Source organism: SAR202 cluster bacterium (assembly GCA_016872355.1).
Classification (GTDB): Bacteria; Chloroflexota; Dehalococcoidia; order Lucifugimonadales; family VGZY01; genus VGZY01.
This window is the reverse complement of record VGZY01000051.1, coordinates 1-22,073: the sequence shown is the minus strand read 5'-3', so window position 1 is coordinate 22,073 and position 22,073 is coordinate 1. Positions and strand designations below refer to the sequence as shown.

At 62.9% G+C, this 22,073-nt stretch carries 22 protein-coding genes and 1 pseudogene; 9 read left to right on the top strand and 14 right to left on the bottom strand.

Annotated features, from left to right (window positions below; translation table 11 throughout):
• Positions 1-290 precede the first annotated feature (290 nt).
• Positions 291-626, top strand: coding sequence for an RNA-binding protein (locus FJ319_10700; protein ID MBM3934751.1), 336 nt, complete (start codon positions 291-293; stop codon positions 624-626).
• A 126-nt stretch (positions 627-752) separates the two neighbouring features.
• On the opposite strand, the gene FJ319_10695 is transcribed toward FJ319_10700, so the two are convergent.
• From FJ319_10695 to FJ319_10660, 8 genes are all read right to left on the bottom strand, one after another.
• Positions 753-2,942, bottom strand: a complete 2,190-nt coding sequence (locus tag FJ319_10695; GenBank protein MBM3934750.1) for an FtsX-like permease family protein — start codon at positions 2,940-2,942, stop codon at positions 753-755.
• A gap of 1 nt (position 2,943) precedes the next feature.
• A complete protein-coding gene (locus tag FJ319_10690; GenBank protein MBM3934749.1) occupies positions 2,944-3,684 on the bottom strand; it encodes an ABC transporter ATP-binding protein in 741 nt (246 codons plus the stop codon).
• Positions 3,681-4,199: a PadR family transcriptional regulator gene (locus tag FJ319_10685; GenBank protein ID MBM3934748.1), complete on the bottom strand. Its 519-nt coding sequence runs from the start codon at positions 4,197-4,199 to the stop codon at positions 3,681-3,683. The genes FJ319_10690 and FJ319_10685 overlap by 4 nt, the downstream gene beginning before the upstream one ends.
• Before the next feature lie 544 nt (positions 4,200-4,743).
• Positions 4,744-6,351, bottom strand: a complete 1,608-nt coding sequence (locus tag FJ319_10680) for a peptide chain release factor 3 (protein ID MBM3934747.1) — start codon at positions 6,349-6,351, stop codon at positions 4,744-4,746.
• A 62-nt stretch (positions 6,352-6,413) separates the two neighbouring features.
• A complete protein-coding gene (locus tag FJ319_10675; protein MBM3934746.1) occupies positions 6,414-6,710 on the bottom strand; it encodes a hypothetical protein in 297 nt (98 codons plus the stop codon).
• 156 nt (positions 6,711-6,866) lie between these two features.
• Positions 6,867-7,661, bottom strand: a complete 795-nt coding sequence (locus tag FJ319_10670) for a hypothetical protein (protein ID MBM3934745.1) — start codon at positions 7,659-7,661, stop codon at positions 6,867-6,869.
• 261 nt (positions 7,662-7,922) lie between these two features.
• On the bottom strand, positions 7,923-8,903 hold the full coding sequence (locus FJ319_10665; protein MBM3934744.1) for a hypothetical protein: 981 nt from the start codon (positions 8,901-8,903) through the stop codon (positions 7,923-7,925).
• Between the two features lie 170 nt (positions 8,904-9,073).
• Complete coding sequence (locus tag FJ319_10660; protein ID MBM3934743.1) at positions 9,074-9,367, bottom strand: DUF503 domain-containing protein; 294 nt, start codon at positions 9,365-9,367, stop codon at positions 9,074-9,076.
• A 243-nt stretch (positions 9,368-9,610) separates the two neighbouring features.
• On the opposite strand from FJ319_10660, the gene FJ319_10655 reads away from it, so the two are divergent.
• Positions 9,611-10,321, top strand: a complete 711-nt coding sequence (locus FJ319_10655) for a hypothetical protein (protein MBM3934742.1) — start codon at positions 9,611-9,613, stop codon at positions 10,319-10,321.
• A gap of 7 nt (positions 10,322-10,328) precedes the next feature.
• Here the strand turns inward: FJ319_10655 and FJ319_10650 are convergent, their stop codons facing one another.
• The 4 genes and pseudogenes from FJ319_10650 to FJ319_10635 form a co-directional block, all read right to left on the bottom strand.
• The gene (locus FJ319_10650) at positions 10,329-11,498 is read right to left on the bottom strand and encodes an FAD-dependent oxidoreductase (protein ID MBM3934741.1); all 1,170 of its coding nucleotides are present in this window, start codon (positions 11,496-11,498) and stop codon (positions 10,329-10,331) included.
• Positions 11,495-11,941 (bottom strand): FAD-dependent oxidoreductase, encoded by a 447-nt coding sequence (locus FJ319_10645; protein ID MBM3934740.1) that lies wholly within the window; start codon positions 11,939-11,941, stop codon positions 11,495-11,497. The genes FJ319_10650 and FJ319_10645 overlap by 4 nt, the downstream gene beginning before the upstream one ends.
• A pseudogene (locus FJ319_10640) lies at positions 11,893-12,327 on the bottom strand (FAD-dependent oxidoreductase). Before FJ319_10640 ends, FJ319_10645 begins: the two are co-directional and overlap by 49 nt.
• Before the next feature lie 34 nt (positions 12,328-12,361).
• Positions 12,362-12,688, bottom strand: a complete 327-nt coding sequence (locus tag FJ319_10635; protein MBM3934739.1) for an FAD-dependent oxidoreductase — start codon at positions 12,686-12,688, stop codon at positions 12,362-12,364.
• Positions 12,689-13,079: 391 nt separating this feature from the next.
• Between FJ319_10635 and FJ319_10630 the strand changes: the two genes are divergently transcribed.
• On the top strand, positions 13,080-14,321 hold the full coding sequence (locus FJ319_10630) for a hypothetical protein (protein MBM3934738.1): 1,242 nt from the start codon (positions 13,080-13,082) through the stop codon (positions 14,319-14,321).
• Positions 14,322-14,742: 421 nt separating this feature from the next.
• Here the strand turns inward: FJ319_10630 and FJ319_10625 are convergent, their stop codons facing one another.
• Positions 14,743-15,186: a YbhB/YbcL family Raf kinase inhibitor-like protein gene (locus tag FJ319_10625; GenBank protein ID MBM3934737.1), complete on the bottom strand. Its 444-nt coding sequence runs from the start codon at positions 15,184-15,186 to the stop codon at positions 14,743-14,745.
• 255 nt (positions 15,187-15,441) lie between these two features.
• On the opposite strand from FJ319_10625, the gene ybeY reads away from it, so the two are divergent.
• The 5 genes from ybeY to recO all read left to right on the top strand — a co-directional run bounded on the left by ybeY (position 15,442) and on the right by recO (position 19,703).
• A complete protein-coding gene (gene ybeY, locus FJ319_10620; GenBank protein ID MBM3934736.1) occupies positions 15,442-15,960 on the top strand; it encodes an rRNA maturation RNase YbeY in 519 nt (172 codons plus the stop codon).
• 87 nt (positions 15,961-16,047) lie between these two features.
• Positions 16,048-17,823 (top strand): DNA polymerase III subunit gamma/tau, encoded by a 1,776-nt coding sequence (dnaX, locus tag FJ319_10615; GenBank protein MBM3934735.1) that lies wholly within the window; start codon positions 16,048-16,050, stop codon positions 17,821-17,823.
• Positions 17,801-18,109 (top strand): YbaB/EbfC family nucleoid-associated protein, encoded by a 309-nt coding sequence (locus FJ319_10610; protein MBM3934734.1) that lies wholly within the window; start codon positions 17,801-17,803, stop codon positions 18,107-18,109. Before dnaX ends, FJ319_10610 begins: the two co-directional genes overlap by 23 nt.
• Before the next feature lie 52 nt (positions 18,110-18,161).
• Complete coding sequence (gene recR / locus FJ319_10605) at positions 18,162-18,773, top strand: recombination protein RecR (protein MBM3934733.1); 612 nt, start codon at positions 18,162-18,164, stop codon at positions 18,771-18,773.
• Between the two features lie 30 nt (positions 18,774-18,803).
• Positions 18,804-19,703 carry a DNA repair protein RecO gene (recO, locus tag FJ319_10600; protein ID MBM3934732.1) on the top strand — a complete coding sequence of 300 codons (900 nt, stop codon included), beginning with the start codon at positions 18,804-18,806 and terminating at the stop codon, positions 19,701-19,703.
• A 27-nt stretch (positions 19,704-19,730) separates the two neighbouring features.
• On the opposite strand, the gene FJ319_10595 is transcribed toward recO, so the two are convergent.
• Entirely contained in the window at positions 19,731-20,579 is an 849-nt protein-coding gene (locus FJ319_10595; protein ID MBM3934731.1) for an SDR family oxidoreductase, read from the bottom strand.
• 212 nt (positions 20,580-20,791) lie between these two features.
• Here FJ319_10595 and FJ319_10590 point away from each other — a divergent pair, with 212 nt between their 5' ends.
• Positions 20,792-21,631, top strand: coding sequence for a sugar phosphate isomerase/epimerase (locus tag FJ319_10590; protein ID MBM3934730.1), 840 nt, complete (start codon positions 20,792-20,794; stop codon positions 21,629-21,631).
• Positions 21,632-22,073 lie beyond the last annotated feature (442 nt).

Here is a 22,073-nt window from a genome sequence, read left to right as displayed (position 1 = left end):
TCGCTTCTCAAGGACAGCGCTCAACACTACCGTTCGTTTAGCCTCTCTCTCGCTCATTGTCAGTTCTTTCATAGACTGACATTTTCACTGCTCCCTTAACCCCTGACACTATCACTGCACCAATGCATACGCGGCGCACCCTGTTGACCCCGGCAAACCTTATGATATACTAGTCATGAACTCCTAATTTATGTTAAGCATCCGTCGTCCGTTGACCTGGTCTACAGGCCGTGAATCGCATGTGACGCTTGCCATAGTCGGAGAATCTGAATCGTTTTGAGGAGCGTTGCATGAAGATCTACGTAGGAAACCTTTCGTTCAAGGAGACGGACGACTCGCTGAGGCAGACTTTCAGCCAGTTCGGCGAGGTCACGTCGGCCCGCATCGTCACCGACAGGGATTCGAACCGCTCGCGCGGCTTCGGTTTCGTCGAGATGAGCAATGATGCCGAGGCCAAGTCCGCCATCGCGGCCCTGAGCGGCAAGGAAATCAATGGCCGGCAGCTGACGGTCAACGAGGCCAAGCCCCAGGAGCCCCGCACCGGTGGCGGCGGACGCGGCTTCGGCGGCGGCGGCGGTGGTGCTGGTGGGTTCGGCGGCGGCGCTGGCCGCGGCCCCCGCTGGTAATACCGGCCAGTCCTGAGCGGGCCGTCAAGGCCCACGCATAGGCAGATAAACAGAATGGCAGGCACGAGATTCGTGCCTGCCATTCTGTTTATCTGCGCGGCGATGTCGCAAGCGCCCGGCCGGCGCCTATTCTTCCCGCAGCGCCCGCACAACCGGAACCCGGACCGCGAGGCGGCCGGGCGCCCACGATCCCAGCGCCGCCACGGCCAGGGCCACAGGCACGAGCGCAAGCAGCATCCAGGCATGGGGCATGACTCCCAGGTCCGGCCCGGCATTCACAATCTCACCCACGGCGTCGTAAAGCGCGCCTGTCACGTACAGGCCCAGGGGAATCCCCAGCGCCAGACCCATCAGCCCCAGAAAGCACGCCCCGGTGACCACGCTCGCCAGCACCTGCCGGGGCGCCATCCCTACCGCCTTGGCAATGGCAAAGTCCCTCCGCCGCTCCATCACAGTTGAAAACAGCGTGCTGAGCAGGTTAAGAGTCGCCATCCCAAGCAGCAGCGCCGTCAGGAAGAGAAGGACGGGCCGTATGGTCCAGATAACCTCGCCCGGGTCGTTGCTCAGAGGGCGCACCCGCAGCACATCACCTGAGGCCGACCGTATTGCCGCCGCCACTGACGCCGATCGGGAGCGGTCTTTCACCATTAACCCCATACCGGTGACCGGCAGCGCCGGGTCGAACGCCGCCCTGAACGCTCCTATGTCCATCATGATGATCACGCCGTCGCGCTCAAGGTCCCGGTACACCCCGGAAATGGTCACCGCCCGGGTCGCGCCGCCGGCACTAAGAGTAACGCTGTCCCCCGCCCCAAGGCCATAGAGCTCCGCCATACCGTGCCCTATCACCACCTCATCCGGCTTACGCAACATCCTGCCTTCCAGGAACCACCACGGCGTGTTGCCGTAGTCCTCACCCACGGCCCGGACATGCACCGCTTCTGCAACGCCGTTCACCTGGACGGTGCCGCCGCCGACGGTCACTACCGCCTCCACCTCGGCCTGGGACCTGACCGCGGCCACGGCGTCGTCCTCACCGTAGCCGTTCAAATTGACGCGGATATGGTACGGCTCGTCACCCGCGATCGCCGTGCTCTTTTGCATCTCCGCGAATGTCGCCTCGGCCCCAAGCGTGAAGGTGCACATAATAATACCTACTGCGAGCACCATAAGCGTAAGCACTGCCCTCACGGGGTTAGCGCTGGCGTCATTGATCCCCATCACGAACGACGGCGAAAGTCCCGCGCGGGCCGCCAGCCTCGCCGGCAGACTCATCCCCCGCGGCGCGGCCCCATACGGCCGCTTTATCGCCGTTACCGGAGAAAGCCGGCCCGCCCGTAAAGCGGAATGAATCGTCGCGGCAAAGATGACCGCGGTGACCCCGGAAACCGAAAGCAGCATGAGCGGCACGTTAAAGGCCGAAGGCGTGGACGTGCGCAGAGCCGCTGCGGTGTCTGCAAGCAGGAAGGGCGCCACTACCCGGACCGTCTCGTCCGCCACACGCTTCGTCCAGAGCCAGTCGAGCGCCCGGATGCCGGTCCCTTCGGGGTACAGCGCCCTCGCCGCGGCAATCACATGCCTGGTCTTTTCGGGATCGGACAGGCGTACCCCGTACCTGTAGTCCGGCTGCCGATCGCCCATCATGGCGTCGAACGCGGCCGGCAGCACATACGCCGCGCCGGCGAAGTCGAAACCGGGGTCGAGCGCAACGCCGACCATGGTATATCTCAGGGTCTTTCCGTCGCGGACGGGCTGCCCGAGCTGCATGCCCTTCACAGGGCGTTCGACAACTATGACTTCAACAGAGTCCCCGATGCGGTAGCCTGCGCGTTGTGCCGCGAGCGAGTCCATCACAATCTCGCCATCGGCCTGCAGCCAGCGGCCGTCGACTACCAGCGGGCCACCCATCGAAGGCAGCTGCGCCGGCAAGGCCGTGATAGTCATGGGCTCGCCGAACCTGCTCAGAGCGAAGAAAGCCGGCGTCACCGGGTACGGCCCCGCGGTCTCGGCTACTCCGTCAATGCCGCCGATCTTCGTCAGGTCGGGCAGCGGGTCATTCATCCGGTCTGCGGAAACCGTGATCGACTCTCCCCCGCCCTCGTACGTAATCACCGCTCCACGAATGGCTGTGAACCACACGTGCGCGCCGTTTACCTGCTCAAACACCCTGCCCCACGGGTCGTTCACGCCGCGACCGACGAGCACGGCGATGGAGAGGCACATTGTTGACACGGCGAGCATCACGAACAGCATGACCGACTGCCACTTGCGGGAGCGGAGGTCCGTGAGTATTACCTTCAGGACTGCCGGTGACATACTACGCCTCCTGCGCGATCATCGAGCCCAGGATGCCCTTTACGTCGCGCCTGCCGTCCGTGCGGGTCTCGTCCGTGACTCGGCCGTCGCGCATGTGCAGAATACGCCGCCGCGCCACGGCGGCAACGCGCGCGTCGTGCGTGACAAGGACTATGGTCTGGCCTGCGGCATTGCACTGGCGCAAAAGGTCCAGAATGCCCTTCCTGGTCTTGCTGTCCAGGTTTCCAGTCGGCTCGTCCGCCATCAGGATCTCCGGAGCGTTGACCAGGGCTCGGGCAAGCGCGACGCGCTGCTGCTGCCCGCCCGAGAGCTGTGAAGGGACGGCGTGCTCCTTGTCCGCGATGCCTAGCCGCTCCAGCAGCTCACGCCGCTTGTTCGCAGCATCCTTGCCTTTCACGCCCGCAAGCAGCGCGGGCAGCTCCACGTTCGCTGCCACGCTCAGGTTGTTGAGCAGGTTGAATGACTGGAAGACAAAGCCGATCTTCTTTCGCCGCAAGACCGCCCACTGCGCCTCGCTGAGGCCGGATACTCTTGCGCCGTCCAGAATCATCTCTCCCGCCGTGGGCCGCTCCATGCCGGCCATCAGGTGGAGCAGGGTCGACTTCCCGCACCCGCTCGGACCCATGATAGCCACAAATTCGCCACTCTCAATGTCCACATCTACACCCTGCAGAGCGTGGACGCTCGATCCACTGACATCAAATACCTTCGTGAGACCGCGCGCGCTGAGAATCGTGCTCAATTTCTCTCTCCTATCCACTCTTCACACATATCCAGCCATTTGAGGTCCGCCTGGACCCTGAGCGCGGCGGCATCCACGAGCAGCCGCGCAACCCTGTTCCCATTCATCGACTCTCCGTTAAGCAGGTCCTCCAGGGCGTGAAGCGTCTTCAAGAACTCCGTCCGTTGGCGTGACAGCAGGGCCCTGCCGTCCTCCATCCCGGTGCTCTGGGCCATGAGGACCTTCATGTAAAAGTCGTCGCTCAAGCGCGGCAGGAAGGCAGGCTCCCTGAGCCAGGTCTTGAGCTCTTCGATACCCTCGCCGGTGATCCTGTACACGAACTTGTCCGGGCGCTCGTCCTGCTCCACCCTGTGCCGGACGACCAGCCGGTCGCGCTCCAGCCTCTGCAGGGTCACGTATACCTGGCCGATATTGACCGGGTTCCATGCCGCGCCAAAGGTATGCTCAAGCGCGTGCTTGATCTCGTAGCCGTGGCCGGGTTGCCTGGAAAGTAGTGCAAGAATTGGGTATCTCAAGATGTCTCCTCTGCTGATACATAACGGTAATGTATAACCGTTGGTTAGCGGCTGTCAAGGGAATTGGCCCGATGGAGCGATTCGCAACCGGCGCGCGCGGTGAAGAATGGAGGAAGGACAGGCATATGAAGGAGGCTTGTTATATGGGCAGGAACGCTTCCCTATGGAACGCCGCGAGTCGCTCGCGCGTGAGGCTGAAACTGCAATGGTAGAAGACGGGCGCACCGTTTAGACGGGGGCCACGGAGAACGGCCCGCTGCCTATCGTCTCGTGGGTCGTCAAGGCCGCAGATGCCTGCCCGCTCGGCTCCGAATTCGGCCCCGGGGACGCGCGGAAACTGGACCGCGGCTGGGCCGGCTCCAGGAAGATGTGCCCGCAGGTTGAAAAGCTCCTCGCGGACGCGGTGGCCCTCATGGAGGAAGGCGACGCCCCTTCGGGGCTGATGTTCAACTGCATGTACGGCCACTACAAGATCGCCTTCGAGGTCCGCCCCCCCGCTGGCAGTGCCGACGGACTCGGCGGGTCCGCCGCAGGGCCGCCTGCCCTACCCCACGTCCGAGAAGACCACCTTCGGGTTCTCTTCCTGCGTGTAGCGCAGCTCCCAGGCGGACTGGAAGAGCAGGACGGGCCTGTCCCTGCTGTCGGTGCACTGGAGGACGTTGCGCGGCAGGATAAGGCGCGCGGGCGGGTTGCCGGGGTTGGTGATCCAGCGCGCCAGGGTGTATGACAGGCGCTCCAGCCGCGCGTCCACGCCGTACTCGTCCTTGAGGCGCGCCATTACAACGTCGAACTGCAGCGCGCCCACAACGGCAAGTATGGGCTCGCGCCGCGTGCTGTGGGGCGAGTACAGGACCTGCGTGGCCCCCTCTTCCTCAAGCTGCAGCAGACCCTTGTTAAACTGCTTGTAGCGGCTTATTTCAGTATTCATGATCACCGCGAAGTTCTCCGGGGCGAAACGCGGGATCCCCGGGAAGCCGATCGGCCCTCCCGTTGTGATCGTATCTCCGATCGCGAAGTGGCCGGGGCTGACAACGCCTACTACGTCGCCCGGGAACGCCTCATCAATGGACTCCCTGTCCCGGCCGAAGAGGCGGTAGACGCGCGCGAGGCGGATGCTCTTGCCGAGCCGAGTGTGGTTGACCGCCATGCCTGTCTGGAAGTGGCCGGAGCAGATGCGCAGGAACGCCATCCTGTCCCGGTGGCGCGGGTCCATGTTCGCCTGGATCTTGAAGATGAACCCGGTCGTCTCTTTGTCCGATGGCTCTATGAAGCCCCTGTCGGTCTCGCGCGGCCCCGGAGCTGGGGCAAGCTCAAGCAGCGAGTCAAGGAACGGCTCGACGCCGAAGTTGTTGAGCGCGCTGCCGAAGAATACCGGCGTGATTTCACCCTTCAGGAAACGGGCGTGATCGAACGCTCCTCCCACCCCTGCCAGGAGATCCACGTCCTCCTTGAGGGCGCGCTGCGGCCCCTCGCCGATAAGCCCGGCCAGCTCAGGGTCGTCCAGGCCGGCGACCTTCACCGGCGCGCGGCTCTGGTTGCGCAGCGTGCGCTCAAAGCGCAGCACGCGCCCGCCGCGGAGATCGTACACGCCCTGGAACTGGTCGCCGGAGCCGATAGGCCAGTTGAGCGCCGCCGTCCCTATGCCCAGTATGCGCTCGATCTCGTCCAGCAGCTCCAGCGGCGCCCTGCCCTCGTGGTCCATCTTGTTAATGAACGTCAGGATCGGGATGCCGCGCATCCTGCACACGTGGAAAAGCTTCTCCGTCTGCGGCTCTATGCCCTTGGCGCTGTCCAGCACCATGACCGCGCTGTCCACCGCCATCAGCGTTCGGTACGTGTCCTCGCTGAAGTCCTGGTGGCCCGGAGTATCGAGCAGGTTGATGTGGTAGCCGTGGTACTCCATCTCCAGTGCCGTGGCGGTTATCGAAATGCCGCGCTCCTGCTCCATCAACATCCAGTCCGAGGTGGCGTGGCGCTGGTTACCGCGGGAACGCACCGCGCCGGCCAACTCCACAGCGCCCGCGTAGAGGAGCAGCTTTTCGGTCAGCGTCGTCTTGCCGGCGTCCGGGTGGGAGATAATCGCGAATGTGCGCCGCCGCGCTACCTCTTGGGCGAGGGACCGCGCGGGGCCGGACGCCGGTTGCTCAACTATCGATGACAAAGCTTCTCCTTATGGTTGCACACGTGTTTTCAATGAATTGGGCGGTAGGACGGTCAGCTCTTGACGCACAGGCCCCGGTACTCTGCCTCGATCCTGGCGCAGAAGCCGGTGAAGCCCTCGGCAGTATCGAAGAGGTCAATCGCATACTCTATTATCGCAGAGTAGCAGCGGCGCTTTTCCAGGGTATCCGTCAGCATGACGCACATCGAGACAGCCTCGTCCGCCCCTTCGACCTGCCAGAAGCGGTCGGTCACGGCGCTCTCGATGCACGAGATCCGGTCCAGCGGGTTCTCAACGTAGCCGCACAGCTCGATCGCTTTCGCAGGGTTGCCGCGTGTGGCGTTCCCCACGTCCCGGCCGTAGCTAAGTTAACAGTCCCTGCGGGCGGTGTCCGGCGTATTCCCGCACTCCTCCGCCGTGCGGCGGAAGTCCCTGCCGAACAGCTCCAGGAAACGGGTGCTCTGGTAGTAATAGCACGGAGATACGTACTTCTCGTCTACAGCGTTTCAGGGGAAGTGAGGGTCGTCGGAAAGGAACGCCGTCTTGTGCCCCATCGTCCCGGCGAGACCGCCGACCACGTTCTCCATGAACGCGCCGGAATAGCATGAGTACCTGTCCAGAACAGTCTGGAGCGTGTCGCAGACTTCGAGCGCGTCCGGAAGCTCGTACGTCGTCCACGCCAGCAGGCCGTGGCCGACGCCGTGGACGCACTGGTGCCGGAAGAATTTGCCTTGCATCGCGCCGCAGAGCGTGGCGACGTCCGAGGCGAGGGTGCCGATTCCCCTGTCCCGTATCAGCGCCTCCATCGCGCCGTGGAACGCGCCCGCCTGGCACTCGTGGCTCGCCAGCGAGAAAGCCGCCGCGCCGAAGATGTCGTAAGACATCCGCCCGACCACGTGGGCGCGCTGGTGGCAGTCCACCGTCACGTGACTCGTGGTCTCAAAAAGCAGCTCCACCGCGTTGTGTGGGCCGTACTGCCTTATGGCCCTCTCGAGCGCAGCATCGCTCTCGAACAGGCTGTTCAGGTCCTTCAGCGCCATTGCAGGAGGGTCGTCGAAGCTCTCTTTCGGAAGGTCCATCACGAGCGGCTCAACGTCGGCGGCCGAGTCGCCCTGGACGACTACGAGCCCGCCCTTCTCCGGCGCAAGGTGGTTGTGGATACGCCAGTACCCCACCCTGTCGAACGTGAAGGCCCAGGCCTCCCCCGGCCGGATGGGCTTTTTCGCGTCAAGCTCGGGATAGATGGCGTGGGTTGGGTGGATGTTCGATGCGGGCCACAAGTCTCCGGCGGACTCGTTCACAAACCTGATGGTCTCGCCCTCTTTGATATCCAGCCGCGCTGGCCGGAATCCGCCGTCCCTTTAGAAATAGACGGGCGCGTCCTCGCTGACAGCGGCCAGGTCCATAACGGGCGAATCGACGGCTGGCTTGCCGCTAGAGCAAGCAACGGCCGCCATCAGCAAGATGGCGGCCGTGAAAAAGATGGTGCGTGGATGCATTGCGCCCGCCGGCACAGGATTTCGCATGATTATAGTACAGTCGGACGCAACCGGAGAAATGCCCTAACCCCAGGCCTCTTCCAGGCGGACCCAGTAGTCGTCCAGCCTCTTGATATTCAGCTTGGCCACCGTGTCCACGCCGAGCGCGGTGCAGACGGCTGAGCTGTCCTTCTTCCAGCGCTTCAGGGCTGCTGTCAGCATCTCGCCCTTGCTGGCGAAGCGCGGCTTCGCATCGGCGCCGGCCTCGCGGGCAGCATCGACCTCAACGGGCGACTCGGCCCGCGCGGGCTGGACAGGCTCGTGCTGGACGGCCCTGGCGGGCCCCGGCCGGGCGGCCATGGCCGTCGAGGCAGCCTGCGCGGCAACTGGCTCGGGCTGCGGGTTTTCGAACCTTACCGAAAAGGCGCCGAAGTCCTCAATGTCCTGTGTGAAGAGATCGGAGAGGCGGCCGGCGATCAGGGCTGCGTCCACCATGGCCCTCTTCTTGGCCATCTTGAGGAGCGTGTTCACCTGGTCGCAAATATCGTCGTTGTTCACGCGCCCGACGGCCTGGTCCTCTATAGCCGAATTGCCGTCCTTGAAGAGAGCGCCGCAGCCGTCGTTCTTCTTGAAGCAGAGCCAGCCGCCGCCGTATTCCGCCTTGCCCTTGATGATCGCCTCCTTGCCGCACTCCGGACAGACGCGCTTGGCGTTGCGGTAGCGGTAGCGCGACTCGAAGCTGTTGCACTCGCCGATGCCCTGGGAGACCAGCTCGCCGGTCTCCATACTGCGAAGTGTGCAGCGGACCGTATAGGCAAAGAGGGGCCTGTCCCAGTCCTCCGTCTTGTCGACGATCTCGTACGTGTCGGCGAAGCCCAGCAGCTGGATAATCTTTTCCGCCCCCGGCTTGTACAGCGTCGGCCGGGGCGTGCCGGGAATGGTGCCGTAATCGTAGTTCTCGATTAGCGTCGAGCGCACCAGCTGCTGAAACTCCGCGATCGCCGTGAGGCGGGCCTGCACGGTCTGACTGTCCGGCAGCCCGAGCACCGCTGGTCTGACTTCCATAGTAGATGCTGTAGCCATTCACAAATCTCCTTCGTATTAAATGCCTATCCTACAGCGTTGAGGACACAAGAACGAACACGCGTTCTAACACTCATTATGCAGAAGTCGAAAGAGAAATACAAGGATAGAAAAGGACTAGAAGGAAATTGCCGGCCGGATCCGAAAGGCCGTTAGAATCCGGTCATCGTCTCCTGCTCAACGGAGACGACTTCGAGATCTTCGCGGTTGGCCTCGATGAATGAGACGACCTGATTGAGGGTATCGTCGGCGTGGCGCGCGCTGTTGCTGACGGTCGTCACGCCAAGGACTGCAATCTGCCAGACGTCGTTGTCGCCCACCTCGGAGATGGATACGTTGAACTTGTTCCGCACCCGCGCGCAGATAGAACCGATGACGCGCCGCTTCCCCTTGAGGCTGTGACTCTCAGGTATGCGAAGGGTGATCTTGCAGGCGCCAATGTTCATGGAGTATCCCGTCCTCAGGGCGTTCCACCAATAGCATTATAGAGGACGCCACATATCTGGACATGTAGGGGCGCACAGCAGTGCGCCCGTCTTTGTTGACGGCAACGGTAATCGTAGGCCAGACACGGGCGCACTGCTGTGCGCCCCTACAACATCAGGCAACTTCAGAATCGGTTAGAATGGCTTGTGCGGCCGCAGGCGCAAGAGCGCGCCAGGCCGCAAAAGAGGAGCACGGCTACACACATGCTTGAGAACGAGCGAGACTGGCGCAAGGCCATTGAGGCGACATGGATTGCGAGGTTTCCGAAGCAGAGGCTGGCGACGTTTGGGGCTACGAATATTACGTACTACGTAGTGACGGAGCCCCTGATACGTGACCCGGAGACGCAGGAGAGCCGAGAAGGGGTTATCCGGAAGGGGCGCGTGATCGCCGAGAGGCCGGCCATTATCACCCCCACGTTTCTCATGAGCCTGCAGGGGTTCAGCAAGGATGCGTACGAGTATTTTCAGGACACAATGCGTAGTGTTGGACCCAACAGCCCCGGGATCATGTACACATACAAGAACGAGACCGACGGACTGGATATCGTCGGGGGATCGACGGTGGAGATCGCCCACCGGATCAGCGACGACCTGGACGAGCGCAAGGACGACCTCTCGGTGGTGATCGTTGGGGTGGACGAGATGTGGGACGTTGGGCTGCTGAAGTTCATCTACGAGTACACCTCCACCTCGATGGCCGGGAACGTGCAGGAGATGCAGTCGCGCGGCCTGCTGGACCCGCAGCCGGAGTTCGGCGGCGTGCCGCGCGCGGCGATCCAGCACATCATGCAGATGTTCTCGGACGTGGAGCGAGGGGCGGGCGACCCCGAAATGCTGAAGCGCGAGCTTGACCGGTGGGGGATGTTCCAGTACTTCGAGGACAGGTTCCTGGGGCTCTTCAGGGCAAGGTAGGACCAGCCTAGTGGAAGCCGCGGAGCTGGGTCTCGGTCCGGGCGATCGGCGGCTTCTCGAAGCGCTCCCCTGCCCTGAAGAGGTCGCCGTAGCGGTTCCGTCGGTCCTCAAGTGCGTCCAGTATCACTCCGCCGATTGAGCCGCCGAATTTGAAGCCGTGGCCGCTGCCCCCGCCTGCGATAAGAATGCGCTGCGAGCCGGGTACCCAGTCGATGAGGAAATGGTCGTCGGGCGTCGTTTCGTACAGGCACGCGCGACACTCCAGCAGCTTCCCCTTCGCAAGGTCCGGCAGCCGCATGCGCGCGAACTCCATGGCCCTCGCCTCGAAACCGGCCGGCGCGGTACGGTCTACGTCCGGGTCCACCTCCGGATTACGCAGGTCCCCCAGCGCGAACTTCACGAACCCTTCCCGGAGCATGGGGAAGCCGTACCAGCCGCTCTCTTCCACGGCGTAGACCCACACCGGCATCTTGCCGTGCGCGTACAGCGCGCCGTCGCGCGGCTCAATCAGCGCCATCACCTGCTTTGTGGGCGTGACCGGCGCGACCGAAGCCGTGAAGAGCCGCTTCATCCACGGGCCAGCGGCGACGATAACTCGGTCGAACTGGGCGGTCTCACCGGCGTAGCGAACAACGGCCGCCGGGCCGTCATCGACTGCATCCACCTGGGCGTGTTCGTTGATTACAGCACCTTCCTCCCGGGCTACCCGGGCCATGCACTCGACGGCGCGGCCGCTCTCGGCGTAACCGCCCCAGGGGTCGTAGAGGCACGTTGCCTCGTCCGGGACGGCGAACTGCGGGAAGCGGCGGCGGCCCTCCGAAGCGGTTAGCACATCCAGCTTTGCGCCGCGCGAGGTGAGGTATCGCCAGCTCTCGTGCATGGGGGCGCCGGGCCGGAAGTCCTTGACGATGGAAAGAAGTCCGGTCTGGTGGTAGAAGCTCGCCCCGGAACGGGCCTCGAGCTTGCGGAATGCGGCGGCGGAGAGCTCCGTCAGATCGACGTACGCCTCCTTGCTGCCGTACCCCGTTCGTCGGACGGCCTTGGCGACGTCTGTGGAAGAGGCCTTCGGATTCGGGACTTTGCCCTGCTCGAAGATCGTAACTGCGTGGCCTCTCGCTCGCGCTTCAAGAGCGGCGGAAAGGCCGAAGACCCCTGCACCGACTACGGCGATATTCATTCTGCGCCTCCGCCAGGCACTGCGAAGCCTCGGGAAGAGAAGTTGGACCGTTCAATCTCACCGGGGGACTGCAGGCGACCTTTTACCCGGAACAGGTCGCCAAGGGGGTTCTGCCTGTCTTCCACTGCGTCGGCTATCACCGGACCGATAGACGAGCCGAACTTGAAGCCGTGACCACTGCCCCCTGCCGCGACGAAGATGCGCTCCCTGCCGGGCAGCCGGTCGATAATGAAGTGGTCGTCCGGTGAGTTCTCATAAAGGCATCCCCGGGCCTCAACTGCTCTCCCCTTTGCCATCTCCGGTATGCGGTCCCGCAGGAATTCCATTGCTTCGGCGATGAATTCCGGTGTCCCGGCGCGATCGACGTCCGGGTCCACTGCGGGGCCGCGTTCTCCATTGCGACCTTCACCCAGCCTTCGCGCAGGAGTGGGAAGCCATACCACCTGGCATGCTCCTGGTCGTCAGCCCAAACGGGGAAACGCGCGTGGGAGAATAGCTGGGCATCGTGCGGCTCGATCAGGACCATCTGGTGGAGCACGGCCTTGATGTTCGGGCCGGTTTCCGGCAGCAGCTTCCCGGTCCATGCACCTGCCGCAACGACGACCGCGTCGAAACGCTCAACGCGCCCATCGAGGGCTACGTGCGGGCCGCGGCCATCCTCGGCAACTGCGCGTACAGGAGCGCTCTCCCGGATCTCGACTCCTTCTTCTTTTGCCATACGCGCCATGAGGCCCACGGCGCGGCCGCTCTCAACGTAACCCGCCCACCCATCGTAGACGCACACATCCGAAGGCCTGAGCCGGAAATGGGTGAATCGGCGGCGGGCCATCTCGCCGTAGAAGACATCGAGCCCAGCGCCGCGGCTATTCAGGTAGCGCCAGTTCTCGTAGGCGGGGGGTGCCGGGGCCGAAGCTGCGGAAGATATTCAGCATGCCGGTCTGGTGATATACCTTCTCTCTCCACCGCTCCTCCCATCGCCGCCAGCCCTGGCCGGCCTGCTCAACCAGCTCCACGTAGCTATGGTGATCGCCGTACATGGTGCGGCGAATGGCCTTCGAAACGTCAGTCGACGTTGCACGAGGGTTCGGCACAACGCCCTGGTCGAGGGCGGTCACTGCGTGACCTCGCAACCGCAGCTCTATGGCCGCCGCAAGGCCAAAAGAGCCGCAGCCGAGAATGCCGATTCTCATGCGTTAGTCCTTACCGGCTCCTAGATAGCGCCTAGCTCCGTAATAGCCGTTCGATTTACTCGGTCAGGACGTGGAACCATAATCCATCGAGTGCTATATTCAATGAATCAATACCGTTATTGGGAGGAAAACGTTTCATCAAGTATGGGCGCAGCTGCGCCGGCCGGTAAGAGCGCAAAATAGTCGATCTGGACTACTTTAAGCGAAAATATGGCCTAACGCAAGTTGCGGCCCTATTATATGCGAGTCCGGGTCGAGGTAGATTACTCGGGCTATGGGTTGTAGGCGCGGGCCGAGGACGGAAATGAGCATCACCAGGCTATCCAGGGGATTTGGGCGCACACTGAAATATGGCACCCTTGCCATAATGCTCCCTGTCATCCTTCTCGGAATGAACAGCGATGTAATCAACCTCAGCCCGGCCGAGCGCGTGGCGCTGCGCCACAAGTACAACCTGGTGCAGTGGGAAGTCGTCAACATCCCGGACAAGTGGGTGCATCTTGCGGCCTCCATTTTGCCGTGGAACGGCAATGAAGAGAGCGACCGGGAGATACTGGACAATTACTTCGGCCTGGGCCGGGACATAGACCGGGTGAAGGCGGATATGAACGCCCAGGCGGCCCGCACCGGCATCGACAGCCTTGCCGGCGTCGCAGAATACCAGGCCCAGCTCGACGATCTGAAGAGCAAGCGCAACGCGCTTCGCAATGAGGTCGAAGAGATCATCGAGTCTCACATTTCCTCTGCTGCGAGGGAGGCGGGACTGGACAGCCGGTTCGGGCTGGTGTTCCCGCCCACGGACATACGGCTTACGGACCCCCCCAAGGTGCTGATCGTTTCGCCGAGGGACGGCATCAGCCGCAAGTACGAAGTGCTTCTGAAGGCGGACACCAGCCTTGAGCAGAGCGACGCAATGGAAGACAGGCTCAAGGAGGACTATAACCTTTCCGGCCTGGTGGTCGACATCGGCGGGCTGGCGACGTTCCCGGCATGCGTTGTAAATACCATGCCGTTGAGGCAGACCCTCCAGGTGTCTGCCCACGAGTGGCTGCACCACTATATATTCTTCCGGCCGCTTGGACAGAATATGTTCGCCAACGGCGACATGATGACGCTTAACGAGACCTTCGCCGACATGGTTGGGCGGGAGCTGGGCGACGCCGCGTACTTGAGGCTGGGAGGCACCATTCCGCAGCCGGTCATCGAGGCGCCTGCGAGCACGTCCACACCGGCAGTCAGCCCTGTACCGGCCGCATTCAACTATCACAAGGAGATGCGCGCGACCCGCGAGCAGGTGGACACGCTGCTGGCCGAAGGGCGTTACCTGGAGGCGGAGACCTACATGGAGGAGCGCCGCCAGGTATTTGTAGCCAGAGGCTACAACATACGCAAGATCAACCAGGCCTTCTTCGCGTTCTTCGGCACCTACGCGGAGGGCGGTGAGTCGTCCAGCCCCATCGGCTCGCAGTTGGCCCGGCTCCGTATGGCCATTCCGGACCTGCAGACCTTTGTGAAGACGATGGTGGGGGTGAAGTCGTACGAGGAGTTCGAGGCGATCCTTGAAATCGCCGAGAGCGGAACGCTGGCCCAGGCAACCACGCCCTCGGGCAGCCCCACCCCCGGGGCGAAATAAGAGAGGGTTCGCGGCCCGAGTTTCATTAGCAACGCCGCGCCCGTGTCATCGCCCATTACTGTCGGACGCCCATGAGGATGGGGTTGGCTTGGGGAGCCCTGAAAGGGCGGGTTATCTCAGCCCAGGGCGAAGTGCCGAAGGCTCTGCGAAGGCACGCAGCCCTGGGTCACCGGATCGAATAGATTTTGAGCCCTGAAAGGGCGACCTAATCTCTGGTCAGGCAAGAGATTATTCTTCGGTCCGGTACCCTGGGCTAAGTTATCCCGCGCCTTCAGCGCTCCCCAAATCCGGCCCCGCACCATGGGCGTGCAGACGTCCAATGTTCCAGATTCCATACGATCCGCCAAGTCTCACGACACTAAGACACCTCGACTTGGATTATTCTGCTTGGATGCGGTGTAGAGCAGGCCCGGGCCGGCGGCTATTGCCGCTGGTAGCGGCCCATGAGCTCGCCCTGAGCGAGGATGTGGCCGGCCATCGCGCGCTCCACGTCCTGCTTTGTGGCGTTCGCGCCCAGGTTGAGTGTGGTATCGAGCGCGTAGATTTTGAAGAAATACCGGTGGTTGCCGCTCGGCGGGCATGGCCCGCGGTAACCGGCCGCTCCCGCCCCGTTTCTGCCCTCAACTATCGATGCCGGCATCTTGCCAGAGACCCCCTCCGCCAGCTCCGTCATGTTACCCGCGAAGTTGAATGCCACCCAGTGAACGAACGTCCCGCTACCGGCGTCGGGGTCGTCGGCTATCAGGGCCAATGTCACAGCCTGCGCCGGCATCCCTGACCACTTCAGCGGCGGAGAAATGTTCTCTCCGTCACAGGGGTACTTGACCGGTATGGCCTGCTCCTCCGCAAACGCGGAGCTGGTCACGACGACCGCTGCGGCGGCCGTTGCGGCAGGCGTGGCGGTTGCACCCGGCGGCGGTGTCCCGGCTTACCGGTCGCAGGCGGCAGCGAGCGCCGCAATCGTAAGCGCGAGCAAAGCAGCAATGAGCTTTAGCATGGCCCCTCCTGGAACGAGTCCGAGTCGCCTGCGACCGGCCGACCGCTTTTGGCAATAGGGGAACGGCGAGAGGGTATAATAGCTCCGACCCCGTCAACTCTATTCTAACCGCCCGGATCACTCATGGCCCCTTACGACATCGACGTTCAGATAATGGAAGAGTACGAGGGCCTGCTCGACGAGCTCTGGCTCGTCAGGATCGCAGCCCTGACCCTGGACGAAGACTGCGACGACCCGAACGCGGCGGTGAGCATCGTCATAACGGGCGATGAGGATGTGAGGGCCCTGAACAAGGAGCACCGTGGGCTGGACGAAAACACGGACGTCCTCTCCTTTTCATTTGAGCATGAGGGGGAATACTATGGGGAAGACGACCGGTCCGGCCGTGACGCCACGGGATTTGAGTTTGTGCTACCGCCGGAGGAGAAGCTGCCGATCGGCGAGGTGATCATCTCCTACCCGCAAACACAGCGCCAGGCGGAGCAGGCGGGCCACACGGTGGGGAGGGAGCTTTCCCTCCTGATAACCCACGGCATACTTCACCTGCTTGGGCACGACCACGAGGAGCCGGACGAGCAGGTGGTGATGCAGGCGATAGAAAAGGCGGTGATGGGGAAGGTGTGGGGGGTGAGTAGTAAGTAGTTGGTAGTTAGTAGTTAGTCAAGAGTTGAGAGTTGAGAATTGAGAGTTAAGAATTGAGAGTGGTGAGTTGAGGGCATAGGGATACAGATGGGCGAAGTGCTGTACAGGAAATGGCGGCCGAAGCGGCTCGACCAGGTGGTCGGGCAGGACGCCGTTACGCAGACCTTGCGGAATGCGGTGATGCAGGGGCGGATAGCCCACGCCTATTTGTTCTGCGGCCCGCGCGGCACGGGCAAGACGAGCACGGCCCGCGCGCTGGCGAAGGCCGTCAACTGCCGATCGCCGAAGAACGGCGAGCCGGACGACACGTGCGCTATCTGCGTCTCCATCTCCGAGGGCCGCGCGATGGACCTGATCGAGATAGACGCGGCGAGCAACCGAGGAATCGAGGACATCCGCGACCTGCGGGACAAGGTGCGCTTCAGTCCTAACGAGGCCATGTACAAGGTCTACATCATCGACGAAGTGCACATGCTGACTCCTCCCGCGTTCAACGCGCTGCTGAAGACGCTCGAGGAGCCTCCCGCGCACGCCATCTTAATACTGGCCACAACAGAGGCCCACTCGCTACCCGCGACGATAATCTCCCGCTGCCAGCGGTTCGACTTCCGCCGAATCCCGATCGACAGCGCGGTCGCCACACTGAAAAAGCTGTGCGACGCCGAGGGCGTGGTGTTCGAGCCCCCGGCGCTCTGGCTGCTTGCAAGGGCCGGTAACGGCAGCCTGCGCGATACTGAAAACCTCCTTGAGCGGGCTATAGTCTCCTATGGCTCGCCGCTTTCGGAAGAGAAGGTCCGCGACCTCCTCGAAATGGGCAGCGACGAGCGCGCGCTGGAGCTGGCGGGACACATCGTCAGGAAGGCCGTGCCCGAGGGACTGGCGGTCATCAACCGGGTCGCGTCGGACGGGAACGACCTCCGTCACTTTCACAGGGGCGTGCTGGAGCACCTCAGGACGTTGCTGCTCATCAAGTCCGGCGTGGACGCCACGCAGGGATATGCGGACCATTTGAAGGCCGACCTGAAGACGCTCGCGGGCTCCTGCAGCCTGGACCAGCTTGTCAGGGCGTTGAAGATATTCGCCAAGGTGGAGATCAAGCGCGACGCCGTTACATCGCTGCCGCTAGAGCTGGCTCTGGTGGAAGCGTCCCTGGAACAGGCTGCGCCCGCACAGCCTGCGGCCCCGTCCCATGCGCCGCCCACACAGCGCGCGCAGTCGTATGCGCCGCCGTTCAAGCAGCCTGCGCCGACCGCCCAGACGCCGCCGCCTCAGCAGCCGCAGCGGCCGCCCGCCGCCGCGCAGCAACCGGCGCAACAACCGCCGGCGCATAAGCCCGCCCGCGCGGCTACACCGCCTCCGGCCCCGGCCGCGCGGACCCCGTCCCGGACGGCCCATGCCCCGCAGCCCCAGGACATGCCGGGGCCTGAGGAGGCGCCGGCGCCCGTTTCGCCGGTGGCCGCCGGGGATGCGCCGGGACAGCTTGAGGCGCAGTGGAACAACATCCTCAACGCGCTCCGGCGGACCAACGGCAAGAAGAAGAACCTGCGCGCGCTGCTTTCAATGTGCGTTGCCCGGGAAATAACGGACACGACGATCGTCCTCCTCTTCAAGCACCCCTTCTACCGGGAAGGGATGCAGGAGGAGATAGACGACCCGCCGACGCGGCGCGTGTTGCAGGACACCTTCGCGAAGATACTCGGCGCGAAGTACGAGTTCAAGACGCAGATAATGAATGGCCAGGGCAACGGCCCCAGGCAGACCGCCGCCCAGAAGAGCGCCCTTGTGCGCGCCGCACAGTCCATGGGCGCGCGCGTTACCGGCGAAACAGAGGAGGGACCGAATGATGAACAAAAACATGATTAAGCAGGCCCAGCAGCTCCAGAAGCGCATGATGCAGCTCCAGGAAGAGCTGGAGTCGGCCACCGCGGAGGGCTCCGCGGGCGGCGGCGTGGTGAAGGTTGTAGTAACGGGCAAGATGGTTGTGCAATCTATCAAGATCGATCCCGAGGCGGTCTCAAAGGAAGAGGTGGAGATCCTTGAGGACCTGGTCCTTACAGCCGTGAACGACGCCATAGACAAATCGCAGGAGATGGCGAACGCCAAGATGTCCGCTCTTACCGGCGGCATGAAGATTCCCGGGTTGATGTAAGGTCCCAGGTGTATAATTGAACTATAGAATAAACATTCTGAAACGTACCTGAATGACCATTCAGTCCTTCTCGTCCGCGGAGCCGGTTGGGCGGCTTGTGGAGGAGTTCAACAAGCTGCCCGGAATCGGACCGAAGACCGCGCAGCGGCTTACCTACTACCTGGTGCGCATGCCTGCGGACGAAGCGCGGGCGCTGGCAGAGGCGATCCTCGCCGTAAAAGAGCGCATTGTCCTGTGCGGGCGGTGCTTCAACATCACCGAAGCAGAGCTTTGCGATATCTGCGAGGACGGACGGCGGGACCGGACGCGGATATGCGTGGTGGAGGAGCCGCTGGACGTGCACGCGCTGGAGCGCACTGGGGTATACCACGGCACCTACCACGTCCTGCACGGCGTCATCTCGCCGATGAACGGCGTGGGCCCGGAGGACCTCAAGATACGGCCGCTGCTGGAGCGGCTGCGGAGCGGCGAGGTGCAGGAGATCATCCTTGCTACCAACCCGAACCTGGAGGGCGAGGCGACATCGATGTACATACACAGGCTGATGTCGCCGCTGGGGGTGAAGATCACCCGCCCCGCGCGCGGGCTGCCGGTAGGCGGCGACCTGGAGTACACGGACCAGGTGACGCTGGGCAGGGCGATAGAGGGGCGGCAGGAGTTTTAGGACGGCAGTAGGCAGTGGGCAGGAAGAAGGATAGTGCAGGATTTCGTAGGGGCGCACAGACGTGCGCCCCCCCTTGGTAACAGCAATCGTAATCGTAGGCAGGGAACGGGCGCACGTCTGTGCGCCCCTACGAAGATATGGAAGCGGGCCGGCGCCGCGAGGTCCCTCTTGTCACGTCTTCGAAGCTACCAGACCACCGGGATTGTTCTCAAGCAGAAGCCGCTGGGGGAGGCGGACCGCATTGTCACGCTCTACACTGCCGACCGGGGGAAGGTGCGAGCGGTCGCGGGCGGCATCCGAAAAGCCCGAAGCAGGCTTGCGGGGCACCTGGAGCCGCTGACTCTCGTGCAGGTTTCGCTCGCGCATGGGCGGGAGCTTGACCATGTGACCGAGGCGGCGACGCTGGACAGCTTCCGCGCCCTCCGCGAAGACCTGTCGAAGCTCTCGGTTGGGATGTACCTTGCCGAGATTGTCGAGAGCTTTGCCCAGGAGCACGCGGCGAACTCCGCCGAGTTCGACCTGCTTATCGGCGCGCTGAGCTTGTTACAGACGGTTAATGACCCTGCCATTCTCCTGAGGCACTTCGAGGTGCGGGTGCTCGGCGCGGGGGGCTTCGGGCCGGAGCTGCAGCGTTGCGTCGAGTGCCACGCAGTGCTGGAACCGGGCGACCACACCTTCTCGTGCGCGATGGGCGGGCTGCTGTGCGCCGACTGCAAGGGGCAGACCGACGGCGTTTCGATGCGGCTATCCCTAAATGCCATCAAGGTGCTGAGGAACTTCCAGCGGGCGCCGTACGATGCGGTGGCCGGGCTGAAGCTCTCCCCTCCTCTACTCGCCGAGGTGAGCAGGCTGCTCTCCACTTACATCCGCTCGGTGCTCGACCACGAGCTCAAGAGCGCCGAGTTCATGCACATGGTGGGGAAGGGGTAGGAGAATTACGAATTACGAATTTGATCTTCACCGCAGGGTGAAGCGGCTGAGGGCCCACTGGAAGAGTCGCTCAGGGACCACCTTCTTGCCGAAGGTGCCGAAGGTGGACTCGATTCCGACCGGGTAGCGGAAGGCCGGGCGGCGCGAGCGGGCGATGCGATGGACGACCTTCGCGACCTGCGCGGGGTCTTTGCCGAAGACGTTGTAGGTCTTGTGCCGGGCATCGAAGCGGGCGACGTACGGGTGGTACGGCGACGCTTTGTCCTCCGATGCCGTGCCGCGCACCTGCGATGTGAAGAAGTTCGTGCGGTACAGCCCCGGCTCCACGACCGATACGCGCACGCCGAACGGCCATACCTCCGTCCGCAGCGACTCGCTCATCCCCTCCAGCGCCCACTTCGTAGACACGTACGCGCCGTTGAACGGCGTGCCCATGCGGCCGACGATGGAGCTCATGTTTATGATGTGTCCGCTCCGCCGCTCTATCATCCCGGGAAGCACGTGCTTGATGAGCCGGAAGGCCGCGAAGTAGTTTGTCTCGAACACTGCCTTCAGCTCTTCTTCGGTTAAAGTCTGCATCGGCCCCCAGAGACTATAGCCGGCGTTGTTGACGAGCACGTCGACAGGCCCATGCTCTTCCAGCAGGCGCGGCATCTCATCGTCCACCGCCTGCGCGGAGTTGATGTCCAGCTCAACGGCAGTCACCGGCAGCCGATTCGCCGCCGCTTCGCGACCGAGTCCCTCAAGGCGCGCCATGCTGCGAGAGGTCCCGATGACGCGGTAGCCCTTCTGGGCCATGTGGAGGGCTGTGGCATATCCGATGCCGCTGGATGCGCCGGTGATCAGGGCGAGTTTTTGTGGCTTGAAGGACGGCATGCGGGACAGTCCCTATTCCCGATTTTGTAGTCGCGCGATTCATCGCGCCAGTGTTGTTCGCCAGCGTTGTATGTTGGCGACACTGGCCCCGATTAATCGGGGCAGGCTACAGTATACAGGCAGCGTCTCCTTCAGACCGTTTGTGGTAGAATGCCGCCCAGCCAGTTCCACGGTTCGAAATATTCTTGCGTCTTGCATGAAAGGAGCCGCCAGTGATCAAGGTAGGCAGCTTTGCGTTCCTGGTGCAGCCGGACGGCAACGTGATGGACGTGATTGAGTTCACGGACTTTGCGAAGGAGATACGGCTGGACGTGGTGGAGTACCACCTGGGGAAGGGGTTTGCGTCGAAGTCGCCGGAGTACCTGAGCAAACTCAAGTACCGCGCGCGCGACCACGGCCTGCCGATCGGCTACCTTGGCTCCGGCGGCGGGTTCGCCGGGACGCCGCCGGAGATCGCAGACAAGGTGGCCAAGGCGAAGGCGGACGTGGACATCGCCGTCTTCCTGGGCTCGCCGATGATCCGGCTCATGTGCGGCCGGCCGAAGGACGACGACCCCAACCCCCAGAAGACCTGGGCGGACACGATCAAGGCGTTCCAGGACGTCGCCGACTACGCGGCCACGAAGGCGGTAAGCCTGGGCCTCCACAACCATGCTCCCCCTGCACGCCCGCACGGCTCGGACATCCTCCGCGCGTGGAAGGCGATCAACCGCCCCAACGTGACGATTATCATGGACACGGGCCAGTGGTGGCCGGACTACGGCACGGGCCAGGGGACGGCCAACTTCCAGCCCAACATAAAGATATACGACTACATGGAAGAGGTGGTGGCGCACGCCTCGTACGTGCGCGCGAAGATCTACAAGATCGACAGCGGTAAAGAGGAGTATTTCGATTACGAGCGCATCATCCGCATGCTCAAGAGCGTGAACTACAACGGCGCGGTCTCCGTGGTGTACGAGGGCCAGAAGTACAACAATTGCAGCGACCGCGACGCGATCAGGATGGGCGCGGACCACCTGCGCAGGATAATCGATAAGGTGGGGCTGTAGGAGAGCAGGCGTGAAAACTCTGACGTCGCGGACATAGAACCCTGAATAACTTTGCCACCCTGAGCGCAAGCGAAGGGACTACAGACCTTGCCAGGAGCACTGGTCGTTATCCAGGGTCAGGGCCTTAGACCCTTCGCTGCCGCTCAGGGTGGCAAGGGAAGCGATACGTGGTTGCCTACGTGACCGAATGCAACCACTTAGATTTCTCCTCCCGGAGCGTCGTCGAAATGGGCATATTTGCAGAAAATGTGTGATCAGCGTGGTACAAGGTAAAAGTACCAAGTGAAATACTGATAGCGATTGTTCGTGCTCAGTCCCCTGTGCTGACGGTATCGAGCTTTGAGCCTGGAGAAGTAGCCTTCAAGGCCATTGGTGGATGACGGTATGTTCGGGTCCCCCAGGTAGAAGAACATGTCAGGCAGAGCTCTAAACAACATGCTAC

Coding starts and splice junctions, on each gene's coding strand:
- FJ319_10700 (MBM3934751.1), top strand. CDS start 291: ATGAAGATCTACGTAGGAAACCTTTCGTTCAAGGAGACGGACGACTCG.
- FJ319_10695 (MBM3934750.1), bottom strand. CDS start 2,942: ATGTCACCGGCAGTCCTGAAGGTAATACTCACGGACCTCCGCTCCCGC.
- FJ319_10665 (MBM3934744.1), bottom strand. CDS start 8,903: ATGGAAGTCAGACCAGCGGTGCTCGGGCTGCCGGACAGTCAGACCGTG.
- FJ319_10660 (MBM3934743.1), bottom strand. CDS start 9,367: ATGAACATTGGCGCCTGCAAGATCACCCTTCGCATACCTGAGAGTCAC.
- FJ319_10655 (MBM3934742.1), top strand. CDS start 9,611: ATGCTTGAGAACGAGCGAGACTGGCGCAAGGCCATTGAGGCGACATGG.
- FJ319_10650 (MBM3934741.1), bottom strand. CDS start 11,498: ATGAATATCGCCGTAGTCGGTGCAGGGGTCTTCGGCCTTTCCGCCGCT.
- FJ319_10635 (MBM3934739.1), bottom strand. CDS start 12,688: ATGAGAATCGGCATTCTCGGCTGCGGCTCTTTTGGCCTTGCGGCGGCC.
- FJ319_10630 (MBM3934738.1), top strand. CDS start 13,080: ATGAACAGCGATGTAATCAACCTCAGCCCGGCCGAGCGCGTGGCGCTG.
- ybeY (MBM3934736.1), top strand. CDS start 15,442: ATGGCCCCTTACGACATCGACGTTCAGATAATGGAAGAGTACGAGGGC.
- dnaX (MBM3934735.1), top strand. CDS start 16,048: ATGGGCGAAGTGCTGTACAGGAAATGGCGGCCGAAGCGGCTCGACCAG.
- FJ319_10610 (MBM3934734.1), top strand. CDS start 17,801: ATGATGAACAAAAACATGATTAAGCAGGCCCAGCAGCTCCAGAAGCGC.
- recR (MBM3934733.1), top strand. CDS start 18,162: ATGACCATTCAGTCCTTCTCGTCCGCGGAGCCGGTTGGGCGGCTTGTG.
- FJ319_10595 (MBM3934731.1), bottom strand. CDS start 20,579: ATGCCGTCCTTCAAGCCACAAAAACTCGCCCTGATCACCGGCGCATCC.